Annotated in this window: 12 protein-coding genes; 10 read left to right on the top strand and 2 right to left on the bottom strand. The window is 65.7% G+C overall.

Going from position 1 to position 12,075, the window contains the following annotated elements; genetic code table 11:
• A partial coding sequence (locus tag K0M74_RS03525) for a family 43 glycosylhydrolase (RefSeq protein ID WP_293968047.1) occupies positions 1 to 889 on the top strand: 889 nt, incomplete at its 5' end.
• Here the strand turns inward: K0M74_RS03525 and K0M74_RS03520 are convergent.
• Entirely contained in the window at positions 886 to 2,367 is a 1,482-nt protein-coding gene (locus K0M74_RS03520; RefSeq protein WP_293968045.1) for a UxaA family hydrolase, read from the bottom strand. The genes K0M74_RS03525 and K0M74_RS03520 overlap by 4 nt on opposite strands.
• 171 nt (positions 2,368 to 2,538) lie before the next feature.
• Between K0M74_RS03520 and K0M74_RS03515 the strand changes: the two genes are divergently transcribed.
• The 4 genes from K0M74_RS03515 to K0M74_RS03500 are packed head-to-tail and all read left to right on the top strand — an operon-like array spanning position 2,539 to position 7,378.
• Positions 2,539 to 3,315, top strand: coding sequence for a 2-keto-4-pentenoate hydratase (locus K0M74_RS03515; RefSeq protein ID WP_293968043.1), 777 nt, complete (start codon positions 2,539 to 2,541; stop codon positions 3,313 to 3,315).
• A gap of 21 nt (positions 3,316 to 3,336) precedes the next feature.
• The gene (locus K0M74_RS03510) at positions 3,337 to 4,653 is read left to right on the top strand and encodes an MFS transporter (RefSeq protein WP_293968041.1); all 1,317 of its coding nucleotides are present in this window, start codon (positions 3,337 to 3,339) and stop codon (positions 4,651 to 4,653) included.
• The gene (gene uxaC / locus K0M74_RS03505) at positions 4,650 to 6,062 is read left to right on the top strand and encodes a glucuronate isomerase (RefSeq protein WP_293968039.1); all 1,413 of its coding nucleotides are present in this window, start codon (positions 4,650 to 4,652) and stop codon (positions 6,060 to 6,062) included. Before K0M74_RS03510 ends, uxaC begins: the two co-directional genes overlap by 4 nt.
• Positions 6,059 to 7,378, top strand: coding sequence for a mannitol dehydrogenase family protein (locus K0M74_RS03500; RefSeq protein ID WP_293968037.1), 1,320 nt, complete (start codon positions 6,059 to 6,061; stop codon positions 7,376 to 7,378). The genes uxaC and K0M74_RS03500 overlap by 4 nt, the downstream gene beginning before the upstream one ends.
• On the opposite strand, the gene K0M74_RS03495 is transcribed toward K0M74_RS03500, so the two are convergent.
• Complete coding sequence (locus K0M74_RS03495; RefSeq protein WP_293968035.1) at positions 7,375 to 8,259, bottom strand: LysR family transcriptional regulator; 885 nt, start codon at positions 8,257 to 8,259, stop codon at positions 7,375 to 7,377. The genes K0M74_RS03500 and K0M74_RS03495 overlap by 4 nt on opposite strands.
• Before the next feature lie 97 nt (positions 8,260 to 8,356).
• Between K0M74_RS03495 and K0M74_RS03490 the strand changes: the two genes are divergently transcribed.
• From K0M74_RS03490 to K0M74_RS03470, 5 genes are read left to right on the top strand one after another with little or no spacing between them, the layout of a single operon-like run.
• The gene (locus K0M74_RS03490; protein ID WP_293968033.1) at positions 8,357 to 9,850 is read left to right on the top strand and encodes a CoA-acylating methylmalonate-semialdehyde dehydrogenase; all 1,494 of its coding nucleotides are present in this window, start codon (positions 8,357 to 8,359) and stop codon (positions 9,848 to 9,850) included.
• 4 nt (positions 9,851 to 9,854) lie between these two features.
• Positions 9,855 to 10,793, top strand: coding sequence for a polysaccharide deacetylase family protein (locus K0M74_RS03485; protein WP_293968031.1), 939 nt, complete (start codon positions 9,855 to 9,857; stop codon positions 10,791 to 10,793).
• 47 nt (positions 10,794 to 10,840) lie between these two features.
• Positions 10,841 to 11,365, top strand: a complete 525-nt coding sequence (locus tag K0M74_RS03480) for a hypothetical protein (RefSeq protein ID WP_293968029.1) — start codon at positions 10,841 to 10,843, stop codon at positions 11,363 to 11,365.
• Positions 11,366 to 11,382: 17 nt separating this feature from the next.
• The gene (locus K0M74_RS03475) at positions 11,383 to 11,685 is read left to right on the top strand and encodes an I78 family peptidase inhibitor (protein ID WP_366932630.1); all 303 of its coding nucleotides are present in this window, start codon (positions 11,383 to 11,385) and stop codon (positions 11,683 to 11,685) included.
• Positions 11,678 to 12,073 carry a RidA family protein gene (locus K0M74_RS03470; protein ID WP_293968027.1) on the top strand — a complete coding sequence of 132 codons (396 nt, stop codon included), beginning with the start codon at positions 11,678 to 11,680 and terminating at the stop codon, positions 12,071 to 12,073. Before K0M74_RS03475 ends, K0M74_RS03470 begins: the two co-directional genes overlap by 8 nt.
• Positions 12,074 to 12,075 lie beyond the last annotated feature (2 nt).

Raw genomic sequence — 12,075 nt, 5'->3', positions numbered from 1 at the left:
CCCCCCCCCCCCCCCCCCCACGGGTCATATGGTGATCGCGGCGCGATCGAAATCGATCCATGGGCCGTGGGAAAACTGCCCGGCCAACCCGCTCGTCCGCACCACATCGGCGGCGGAAAAATGGTGGTCGCGCGGCCACGCTACGCTGGTCGAGGGGCCGGCGGGCGATTGGTGGAGCGTCTATCACGGGTTTGAAAATGGCTATTGGACATTGGGCCGTCAGGCGCTGCTCGATCCGATCGAATGGACCGAAGACGGCTGGTTCCGGATGACCGGCGGCGACCTGTCGCAGCCGATCGCCAAGCCGAAAGGCGGCGTGGCGGGGCCGCACGGTATGGCACTGTCGGACGATTTCAGCACGCTGGCGCTCGGCGCCAAATGGAATTTCTTCAAACCCGCAGCCAACGAGCGCAGCCGCGCGCGGGTCGAGGATGGCGCGCTGGTCTTGAATGCGCGCGGCAAGGCGCCGGTCGATTCGTCGCCCTTGCTGCTCATCGCGGGCGATCAGGCATACCGGTTCGAATGCGATATCGAAATCGCCCCCCGCGGCACAGCGGGGCTGATCCTCTTTTACGATGACCGGCTCTATTGCGGGCTGGGGTTCGATGGTGAGCGATTCGTCACCCATCAATATGGCATCGAACGCGCGCGTCCGGCTAACCCGCATGGTCGCAAGCTGCGCATGCGGGTGACCAACGACCGCCATATCGTGACCTATGACACCAGCGGCGATGACGGCAAAACCTGGACCAGATTCGATCGCGGTATGGAAGTGTCGGGCTATCACCACAATGTTCGCGGCGGTTTCCTGATGCTGCGCCCCGGGCTCTATTCGGCGGGAGAAGGCGAGGCGCGGTTCCGCAATTTTACCTTCCGCGCGCTCGACTAAAGCGTCACGCCCGATTTCCAGATCGCGATGTCGCGTTCCTCATTCGCCTCCGCTCTGGTCAGCTTGCCCGATGCGGTGGCGATGATCAGGTCGAGCAGTGCGTCCGATGCAATATCGAAGCCGTCGCCGATCACCATCCCGGCATCGAAATCGATCCACCCTGATTTGCGCGCCGCAAGCTCGCTGTTCGAGGCGATCTTCAGCGTCGGGGCCGGAAAGCCGAGCGGGGTGCCGCGGCCGGTGGTGAACAGGATCACCGTCGCGCCCGCGGCGGTCAGCGCGGTCGACGACACTGCGTCGTTGCCGGGCGCCTCGAGCAAAGTAAGCCCGGGGAGCGTCGCTTCACCGCCATAAAGCTGGACATCGACGAGCGGGACCTGGCCGCCCTTCTGCACGGCACCGAGCGATTTTTCTTCCAGCGTCGTGATTCCGCCGGCGATGTTGCCGGGAGAAGGGTTCTCGCTCACCGGCTCGCCGTTGCGGGTGAAATAGGCCTTGAAATCCTGTACCAGCTGCGCCGTTCGATCGAACACGTCACGCGACACCGCGCGGTCCAGCAGCAGCTGCTCGGCGCCGAAGAGCTCGGGAATTTCGGTAAGGATGACCTTGCCTTCGGCGGCCGCGACGGCATCGGCCATGCGACCGGCCAGCGGGTTGGCGGTCAGGCCCGACAGGCCGTCGGATCCGCCACATTTGACCCCAAGGGTCAGCGCCGACAGCGGCGCGGGGGTGCGCCGGGTGTCGGCGCAGGCCTCGACCAGTTCATCCACCAGCGCCAGGCTCGCCGCCTCGTCATCCTCGACCGCCTGCGCCGACAGGGTGCGGATATGGCCGCGGCGACCCTCGGGGATGGTGTCGAGCAATGCGGTGAGCTGGTTGCTCTCGCAGCCGAGCCCGACGATCAGCACGCCGCCCGCATTCGGATGCTGCGCCAGCGCCGCGAGCAGGCCGCGCGTGTGGCCCAGATCGTCGCCGAGCTGCGAGCAGCCGAATGGATGCTTGAACGCGTGGATACCGTCGAGACGCCCGGAATGGCGGACGGCTGCGGTTCGCGCGACGCGCGCCGTCAGATTGCCGACGCAGCCGACGGTGGGCAGGATCCAGATTTCGTTGCGTGTACCGACGCGCCCATCGGCGCGGGCATAGCCCATGAAGCTGGGCGCGGACGACGCGAGCGGCGGGACGGCGAGGGGCGGCGCATAGACATAATCATCGCTCCCGGTCAGCGCGGTCGCCAGATTGTGGCCATGGACAAGCGCACCCGCGGCAATGTCGGCGGTCGCGACACCGATCGGAAAGCCATATTTGATCACGCTGGCACCGCAGGCGATCGGGGCCAGCGCCAGCTTGTGCCCGCGCGCGATCGGCTCGATAGGGATCAGGCGCTGTGAGCCGACGGCCACCGCGCTGTCCGCCGCCAGGTCGGCTAGCGCGGTGGCGACATTGTCGGCCGCATGGATTCGGATCGCATCGGTCATCTGCCGTTTTCCACCCTTGTTCGTCGCGCCATATTCGCTGCGTCTTTCGCGCGACCCGCATGCGGCTCGCCTGCCGCCAAAAGCCGTCATTTTGTTATCGCCGCCAGCTATTCGCTTGCTTTTGACACCGGTGTCTCTTAGACGGTTTGGCGGAAGAGGGAAATCACAAAGATGCTGGCAACCCCTGAACAAGAAACTATCGCCCGCGCCTTTTTGGCCGCTCGCGCCGAAAAGACACCGCTTACCTTGTATCCCGGCGCGATGCCGCAGACGATGGCGGATGCCTATGCGATCCAGAGCGCGGCGATCGACTTCGACGGTCGCCGTATCGGCGGCTGGAAGGTCGGGCGGATCGCCCCGGACCTCGTCGAACGCTATGGCGGCGAGCGCATCGCCGGACCGATTTTTGCCGACGAAATCGCGGCCGACGGCGCCGCCATGCCGGTCTATGCCGACGGCTTTGCCGCCGCCGAAGCCGAAGTGCTGCTGTGCCTGGGTGAGGTCGGCGACCGCGAATATGACATCGAATCGGTCCGCGCCTGCGTCACCGAGGTGCGCACCGGGATCGAGATCGCCAGCTCGCCCTTTCCCGACATCAACCGCCACGGCCCCGCGGTCACTGCGTCCGACTATGGCAACAACAAGGGGCTGGTGCTCGGACCGCCGATTCCTGATTGGCGCGACCGCGATCTGATCACCATGCCGGTCGAAATGAGAATCGACGGCGATCCCGTGGGCGCGGCGACCATGGAAACCATGCTCGACGGTCCGTTCGGATCAGCCCTGTTCCTGATCCGCACCCTCCGCGCGCGCGGCATCGCGATTGCACCCGGGACCTGGGTGTCGGCGGGAGCGATCACCGGGGTGCATGAAATTGCGGTCGGCCAACGCGCCGAAGCGCTGTTCGACGGAAAAATCCGCGTCGGCTGCTCGATTACCGGCTACTGAAACCATAACGGGAGAGACTTGATGGCACAGGCAATCGCGAACGGAGGTGCGGCGCTGCCGGTGCCGCGGGCGGGGCGTTACCGCTGGCTGATTATCGCGCTGCTCTTTGCCGCGACGACCGTCAACTATATCGACCGCACCATGCTCGGGCTGCTCGCGCCGGTGCTCGGCGACGAACTCGGCTGGAGCGAGAATGACTATGGCAACATCGTCACCGCCTTCCAGGCCGCTTATGCACTCGGCTTCCTTCTCATGGGCTGGCTGATCGACCGCTTCGGTCCCAAGATCGGCTACAGCATCGCGATCACGATCTGGACGATCGGCCATGTTGCGCACGGCTTTGCCGGATCGGTGGTCTCATTCATGGCGGCGCGCATCGTGCTGGGCGTCGGCGAAGCGGGGCATTTCCCGTCGGTCGTCCGCGCTAGCAGCGAATGGTTTCCGCAGAAAGAGCGCTCCTACGCGATCGGCTGGGTCAACAGCGCGACGACGATCGGGGTCATCCTGACCGCGCCGACGATCTGGCTGTTCATGGTCTGGATGGGCTTCGACTGGCGGCAGACCTTCATCTACAGCGGCGCCTTTGGCGTCGTCCTGCTCGTGCTCTGGCTCTGGCTATACAGCAACCCGCGCGAAAGCGGTAAGGTCAGCGAGGCGGAGCTTGCGTGGATCGAACATGACCCGCCCGAGCAGGTCGAGCGGCTCGGCTGGTCCAAAATCGTCACCAAACGCGAAGCCTGGGCGTTTGCGATCGCCAAATTCCTGACCGACCCGGTGTGGTTCCTGATGCTGTTCTGGCTGCCCAAATATTTCGCCTCGACCTATGATGTCGACCTCAAGATCGTGCTGCTCCCGATGATCATCATGTATCTGCTTTCCGACGTTGGCAGCATCGTCGGCGGATGGACCTCGTCGAAACTGATCCAGAGCGGCCACAGCGTCAATTTTGCGCGCAAGATCACGATGATAGGCGCGGGGCTGTGCGTATTGCCGCTGTTGTTCGTGACGGGGCTGGAAAATATGTGGCTCGCGGTGGTGCTGATCGGCATCGCGCTCGCGGGGCATCAGGCGTTTTCGTCGACGATCCTGTCGATCCCGCCCGACATGTTCCCCAAACGCGCGGTTGGCTCGGTGATCGGGCTTGGCGGCTTCATGGGCGGCGTCGGCGGGATGATCATGGCGAAATCGACCGGGATGGTGCTCGATGCGACGGGGGGCAACTACACATTGATCTTTGCCGCCTGCACGACGGTCTATTTCCTCGCAGTGCTCGCTGTCCACCTGCTCAGCCCGAAGCTGGCACCGGTGCGGATCGAAAGTGCGGCCGCGCCTGCATGACCCGTCCGCTGACCCTTCATCCCGACCGATTGTTCCCGTCCGATCCGGGGCAGCGCGACATCGCGCGGCGGCTTTATGCCGAAGTCGCGGACCTGCCGATCATCAGTCCGCATGGCCATACTGACCCCAGTTGGTTTGCCGGCAATGCGCCGTTCGGCAATGCTGCGGAGCTCCTGCTCCATCCCGATCATTATGTGTTCCGGATGCTCTATTCGCAGGGCGTCTCGCTCGACGCGCTCGGTATCCGCAACCCGGATGCCGACCCGCGGACAAGCTGGCGCCTGTTCGCGCAGAATTACCATCTCTTCCGCGGCACCCCGTCGCGGATGTGGATGGACTGGGTGTTCGCCGAAGCGTTCGGGATCGAGGTGCAGTTCGAGGCGGCGACAGCGGACTTCTATTACGACTGCATTACCGAAGCGCTTGCGACCGACGCGTTCCGCCCGCGTGCCTTGTTCGACCGCTTCGGGATCGAGGTGATCGCAACGACCGAAAGCCCGCTCGACACGCTCGATCATCACGCCGCGATCCGCGCCGCGAACGACAGCGGCGAATGGGGCGGGCGGGTGATCACCGCCTATCGTCCCGACCCCGTCGTCGATCCGGAATTCGAAGGCTTTTACGCCAATCTCGCGCGCTTCTCCGACCTGTCTGGCGAGGATGCGTATAGCTACGCAGGCTATCTCGCCGCGCATCGGGGCCGCCGCGCCTTCTTCGCCAGCCTGGGCGCGACCTCGACCGATCATGGCCACCCGACCGCCGCAACCGCGGACCTGTCGAAGACCGAAGCCGAGACGCTGTTCGCGCGCGTTACGCACGGCGAGGTCAGCGCCGCCGATGCCGAACGCTTCCGCGCCCATATGCTGACGGTAATGGCGGGGATGAGCCTCGACGACGGGCTGGTCATGCAGATCCATCCCGGCGCGTTCCGCAATCACAACCCTTGGCTGTTCGATCATTATGGCCGCGACAAGGGTGCCGACATTCCCACCGCGACCGACTATGTCCATGCGCTGCGGCCGCTGCTCAGCAAATATGGCAATGAAGCTGCGCTGACGATCATCCTCTTCACGCTCGACGAGACCAGCTATGCGCGCGAACTGGCGCCGCTCGCGGGTCATTATCCGGCGCTGAAGCTCGGCCCCGCCTGGTGGTTCCACGACAGCCCCGAAGGCATGCGCCGGTTTCGCGGGTCAATGACCGAGACCGCAGGTTTCTACAATACGGTCGGTTTCAACGACGACACTCGCGCCTTCCTGTCGATCCCGGCGCGCCACGACGTCGCCCGCCGCATCGATTGCGGCTTTTTGGCGCAGCTCGTCGTCGAGCACAGACTTGAGGAATGGGAGGCCGCGGACCTCGCCGCCGACCTCAGCTATAATCTCGCCAAGGCGGCCTACAAGCTGTGAGGCTTGGTCCCGATACGCCGCTCCCGCCGTCGGTGCGGGCGCCGGGCTATGACCGTTGCGCGCATGCCGCTGGCATCGTCCACATCGGCATCGGCGCCTTCCACCGCGCGCATCAGGCGGTGTACACCGATGATGCAATGAACGCGGGCGACCGCGACTGGGGCATCATCGGCGTGTCGCTGCGCTCGGGCGACGTGGCCGCGCAGCTGAACCCGCAGGATGGCCTCTATACGGTCAGCACTCGCAGCGCGGCGGGAACCGATCTACGTCTCATCGGTGCGGTGCAGCGCGTGCTGGTCGCGGCGGATAACCCCCAGGCAGTGATCGATGCGATCGCGGCGCCGACGACGCATATCGTCAGCTTCACGGTGACCGAGAAAGGCTATTTGCGCGGACCCGGCGGCGCGCTCGACCTTGCCGCCGCCATGGGACTGTCGAGCCTATATCGCTTCGTCGGTGCAGGCCTCGCCGCGCGCCACGCGGCGCGGCTGCCTGGCCTGACCCTGCTCAGCTGCGACAATCTTGCGGGTAACGGCGCGGTGCTGCGTACGCTTATGCGGCAATATCTCGCCGCCGCGCACCCCGACCTTGGGGACTGGTTCGATACCGAATGCCGCTGCCCGGCCACGATGATCGACCGCATCGTTCCCGCGACCACCGACGCCGACCGCGCGGCAATCGAAACCGAACTTGGCGTGCGCGACGAGGGGGCCGTTGTCACCGAAGGCTTCAGCCAATGGGTGATCGAGGATGATTTCGCCGGCCCGCGCCCGCGCTGGGAAAAGGTCGGGGCGCAGTTGGTCGCCGATGTCGCGCCCTATGAAACCGCCAAGCTGCGGATGCTCAACGGCGCGCATTCGGCGCTCGCCTATATCGGGTTGGGGCGCGGGCATGAATATGTTCATCAGGCCATTGCCGATCCCGACATCCGGCCGGTGATCGAGCGGCTGATGCTGCGCGAAGCCGCGCCGACGATCGCCGCCGCGCCGGGTCAGGATTTATCCGCATATGCCGACGCCTTGCTCGACCGTTTTGCCAATCCCGCACTCGACCATCGGCTGATCCAGATCGCAATGGATGGCAGTCAGAAGATCCCGCAGCGCTGGCTGGAAACACTGGCGTGGCATCAGCAGCGCGGTGCGCGGTGCGCGTCGCTTGAAGCAGCGGTCGCGGCATGGATCGCGTTCCTGCGTAGCGATCATCCGATCGACGATCCGCTCGCTGGAATGTTGCGCGAAGCGGCGGCAGCGCAGGATGCGTTGGAGCCCCTGTTCGGCGCCGGCGGCCTGATCGCCTCCGACTGGCGTCCGGCCTAAGCCGGCAACAACAACCCCCGGCTCTCGCGCACCTCGGCATCGAGCCAGTCGATGAACGCCCGCACCCGCGGCTGCGGGGCGACGTCGCGGTGGAGCGCAAGCCAGAAACTGCGTCCGATGACCTGCTCGGGCCGCACCCGCACCAGCGCAGGGTCGCCCGCCGCAAGGAAGCAGGGCAGCACGCCGACCCCCGCGCCGCCCGCGATCATCCGTCGCTGTGCCAAAATGCTCGACGACCGGATCGTCGCGCGCAGCCCCGGTTCGATCTCGCCCAGATAGTCGAGTTCAGGCGCGTAAAGGATGTCGGGGATATAGCCGATCACCGGAATGCCCGCGCGCGACAGCGGCTGGGCCGCTGCCGCATCCTGCCAGTCGCGGCGGTCGGCGGGGGCATAAAGACCGAGGCTGTAATCCGACAGCTTGCGCGTGATCAGCGGGCCCTTGCGCGGCCGCGCCAGCAGCACCGCCATGTCGGCCTCGCGCCGCGACGGGTTCAAAAAGCCCGATGAGGCGACCAGGTCGATTTCGAGTTCGGGGTGCGCGGTGGTGAAATGCGCGAGACGCGGCGCGATGAAGCTGCCCCCGAACCCCTCCGACACGCTGACCCGCAATTGTCCCGACAATCCCGCGCCGCTCTCGGCCATATGGATGCGCGCCGCCGCGGCAGCCATCGCCTCGGCGTGCGGGACCAGCGCGCGCCCGGCCGCCGTTGGAATGAAACCGCTGGGCGCGCGTTCGAACAATGTCTGTTGCAACGCGCTTTCCAATGCGCTCACCCTGCGGCTGACCGTCGTGGCGTCGAGGCGCAGCGCCTGCGCGGCGCGTGCGACCGTCCCCTGCCTGGCGACGGTCAGGAATATTTGCAGGTTGTCCCAATCCATGACCTGCAAATATGCAGGTTGTTGCTGCAAGTCTATCCCTTGCAAATGGCGTCTACATCGTCTGTTGCAACGGCAACCAGAAACGGGAGACTCGAACATGCGACAGATTGATCACCATATCGCCGGCGGAGCCGGTGGCAGCGCCCGTCAGGGCGACGTGTTCGACCCCAATAATGGCAGCGTGCAGGCGCAGGTGGCGCTTGGCGACGCCACGCTGCTCGATCGCGCGGTCGCTGCGGCCAAGGCCGCGCAGCCCGCATGGGCCGCCACCAACCCGCAGCGCCGCGCGCGCGTGATGTTCGAATTCAAGCGCCTCGTCGAAGCGAATATGGACGCGCTCGCGCACATGCTGTCGAGCGAGCATGGCAAGGTGATCGCCGATTCAAAGGGCGACATTCAGCGCGGCCTCGAAGTCATCGAATTCTGCTGCGGCATCCCGCATGTGCTGAAGGGCGAATATACGCAGGGCGCCGGCCCCGGCATCGACGTCTATTCGATGCGCCAGCCGATCGGCATCGGCGCGGGCATCACCCCGTTCAACTTCCCCGCGATGATCCCGCTGTGGATGTCGGGCGTCGCGATCGCGACGGGCAACGCCTTCATCATCAAGCCCAGCGAGCGCGACCCGTCGGTCCCCGTCCGTCTCGCCGAGCTTTTCATTGAAGCGGGGCTGCCCGAGGGCATCTGCCAGGTCGTCCATGGCGACAAGGAAATGGTCGACGCGATCCTCGACCACCCCGACATCGGCGCGGTCAGCTTCGTCGGCTCGTCGGACATCGCGCATTATGTCTACAACCGCGGCGTCGCGAACGGCAAGCGTGTGCAGGCGATGGGCGGCGCGAAGAACCACGGCATCGTCATGCCCGACGCCGATCTCGACCAGGTCGTCAATGACCTCACCGGTGCCGCCTTTGGCTCGGCGGGCGAACGCTGCATGGCGCTGCCGGTCGTCGTGCCGGTCGGCGAAGACACCGCCAACCGCCTGCGCGAAAAACTGATCCCCGCGATTGCCGCGCTGCGCGTCGGCGTGTCGACCGATGCCGAGGCGCATTATGGCCCGGTGGTGACGCAGGCGCACAAGGAAAAGGTCGAAGGCTGGATCCAGAAATGCGCCGACGAAGGCGCCGAGCTCGTCGTCGACGGCCGCGGTTTCAGTCTTCAGGGCCATGAAAAGGGCTTCTTCATCGGCCCGACGCTGTTCGACCATGTCACCACTGACATGGAATCGTACAAGGAAGAAATCTTCGGCCCGGTGCTGCAGATCGTCCGCGCCGCCAATTTTGAGGAAGCGCTCGAACTGCCGTCGAAGCATCAGTATGGCAACGGCGTCGCCATCTTCACGCGCAACGGCCACGCCGCGCGCGAATTCGCGGCGCGGGTCAATGTCGGCATGGTCGGCATCAACGTCCCGATCCCGGTGCCGGTGGCCTATCACAGCTTTGGCGGCTGGAAACGCTCGGCATTCGGCGACACCAACCAGCACGGCATGGAAGGGGTGAAATTCTGGACCAAGGTCAAGACGATCACCCAGCGCTGGCCCGACGGTTCGCCCGACGGCGGCAACGCCTTCGTCATCCCGACGATGGGGTAATAGCTTGCTCCGGCGGCTGCTCCTGCCTCTGCTGATTCTGCTGCTGCTGCCCGTTCAGGCGACAGCGCAGAAGATGATCGCGCTGTCGTTCGACGACGTACCGCGCGGACGCGGCGCCTTCTTCATGCCCGACGAACGCAGCAAGCGGATCATCGCCGAGCTGAAAAAGGCGAACGCGCCGCAGGCGGTCTTCTTCGTCAATCCGGGCGCGATCGGGCAGGGCGACGGCGTTGGCGGCGAAGAGCGCATCGCCGCTTATGTCGCTGCGGGCCATGTCATCGCGAACCACAGTAATAGCCATTCGCGCCTCAGCACGACCGATACCGCCGCCTATCTCGCCGACATCGACGCGGCCGAGCTGTGGCTCAAGGGCCGCCCCGGCTATCGCCCCTGGTTCCGCTTTCCCTTTCTGGACGAGGGTGGGAAAGACAAGGCCAAGCGCGATGCCCTCCGCGCCGGCCTCGCCGCACGCGGCCTGCGCAACGGTTATGTCACCGCCGAATCGTCGGACTGGCACCTCGAAGCGCTGACGCGCGAAGCGGCGAAGGCCGGCAAGCCGATCGACCGCAAGGCGCTCGGCGATCTGTTTGTCTCCTGGCATGTCGAGGCGGCCGACTTTGCCGATGCGATGATGCAGCGCGTCACCGGTCGCCAGCCGGTGCAGATGCTGCTCCTCCACGAAACCGATCTCGCCGCGCTGCATATCGGCGATCTGGTGCGCGCGCTGCGCAAGGCCGGCTGGACGCTCGTCGGCGCCGACGCTGCATACGCCGACCCCATCGGCGCGGAAATGCCCGACACCCCCTCGGCAAATGGCACGCTGACCGAGGCGCTCGCATGGGCTGCGGGCGTGCCTGCGCCGCGTTGGTATCGCTACAACCAGACCGACCTTGCGACCGCGGTCTTCCGCGACAAGGTGCTCGGCGAAGGCAAGGCCGAATGAAACCCGCGCCCCGCACCGGGCATTTCTCCTGTCGAAGGAGAATGTCGATGACCCGCCCGATGCTTCCCGCCGCTTTGCTGCTGCTCGCCGCGTGCAGCGGCGGCGAGGACAAATCGCTGCCCGACGACACGGCAGCGACCGCGCCGTCGCAAGAAACCGAGCGCGCGGCGCCCGCCGCGACGACGGTCGACGCGGACCTGCCAGATGCGTCCGAAGAAGCGCCCGCGAAACCCGAACCCCCAACCATTGCCGACGGGAAGACGATCCCCGCCGCCATCCGCGGCCGCTGGGCGCTGAAACCCGCCGATTGTGCCGCGACGAAAGGCACCGACCTGACCGCGCTGACCGTCGATGCGACAGACCTGCGCTTTTACGAATCGCACGGCGAACTGGCGCGTGTCCGCATCAGCGATGCGGGCCGTATCGACGCCGACTATAAATTCAGCGGTGAAGGCGTGACCTGGGATCGCCGGATGCAACTCGACCTCGCCGATGGCGGCAAGACGCTTGTTCGCCGTGATCAGGGCGAGGGTGCCGCCGCCGGTCCGATGCGCTATACGCGCTGTGCCTGATGCCTAAAGGGAGACTCATGATGGACATCCGCCTGCTCGCCATTGCCGCGGTGCTGCCGCTCGCCGCTTGCACGCAAGAGCGGCCGCCCGCATCGACCCCGACGCCGCCCACCGAAGCGATGTGCAACGCCGATGGCGTGCAATCGTTCGTCGGCCAGACCGCAACCGGCGAAGTCGGCGCCCAGCTCATCAAGGGCAGCGGTGCGACGACGCTGCGCTGGGTGCCGCCGCGCACCGCTGTCACCATGGACTTTCGCCCCGACCGGCTCACCGTGTCCTATGACGACGCGCTCAAGATCGAGCGGATCAGCTGTGGCTGATTCCGGTCGTCGCAATCATAGCTCGGCGTCCCCGTTCGAATCGATCTACGGCTACAGCCGTGCGGTTCGGGTGGGCAGCCGCATCGATGTCGCGGGCTGCGCGCCGATCGAGCCCGACGGCACCTCGACCCCCGGCGACGCGGGCGCACAGGCCGCCCGCTGTATCGCAATCATTGGCGAGGCGCTCGAAGCGCTCGGCGGCAGCTTCGCCGACGTCGTGCGCACCCGCATGTATATCACCGACGCCGCCGATGCCGATCTGGTTGGCCTGGCGCACGGTGCGGCATTCAAAAACATCCGCCCGGCATCGACGATGCTGGTTGTGCCGGCGCTGATCCGGCCCGAATGGAAAGTTGAAATCGAAGCCGAAGCCATCATCGAGAAATGACC

The organism is Sphingopyxis sp. (genome assembly GCF_019459305.1).
Classification (GTDB): Bacteria; Pseudomonadota; Alphaproteobacteria; order Sphingomonadales; family Sphingomonadaceae; genus Sphingopyxis.
This window is presented reverse-complemented; position numbering and strand designations above follow the sequence as displayed.

Excerpts from the sequence above, each read along its gene's own strand:
- K0M74_RS03475 (WP_366932630.1), top strand. The coding sequence starts at position 11,383 with ATGATGGACATCCGCCTGCTCGCCATTGCCGCGGTGCTGCCGCTCGCC.
- K0M74_RS03495 (WP_293968035.1), bottom strand. The coding sequence starts at position 8,259 with ATGGATTGGGACAACCTGCAAATATTCCTGACCGTCGCCAGGCAGGGG.
- K0M74_RS03480 (WP_293968029.1), top strand. The coding sequence starts at position 10,841 with ATGACCCGCCCGATGCTTCCCGCCGCTTTGCTGCTGCTCGCCGCGTGC.
- uxaC (WP_293968039.1), top strand. The coding sequence starts at position 4,650 with ATGACCCGTCCGCTGACCCTTCATCCCGACCGATTGTTCCCGTCCGAT.
- K0M74_RS03515 (WP_293968043.1), top strand. The coding sequence starts at position 2,539 with ATGCTGGCAACCCCTGAACAAGAAACTATCGCCCGCGCCTTTTTGGCC.
- K0M74_RS03490 (WP_293968033.1), top strand. The coding sequence starts at position 8,357 with ATGCGACAGATTGATCACCATATCGCCGGCGGAGCCGGTGGCAGCGCC.
- K0M74_RS03510 (WP_293968041.1), top strand. The coding sequence starts at position 3,337 with ATGGCACAGGCAATCGCGAACGGAGGTGCGGCGCTGCCGGTGCCGCGG.
- K0M74_RS03520 (WP_293968045.1), bottom strand. The coding sequence starts at position 2,367 with ATGACCGATGCGATCCGAATCCATGCGGCCGACAATGTCGCCACCGCG.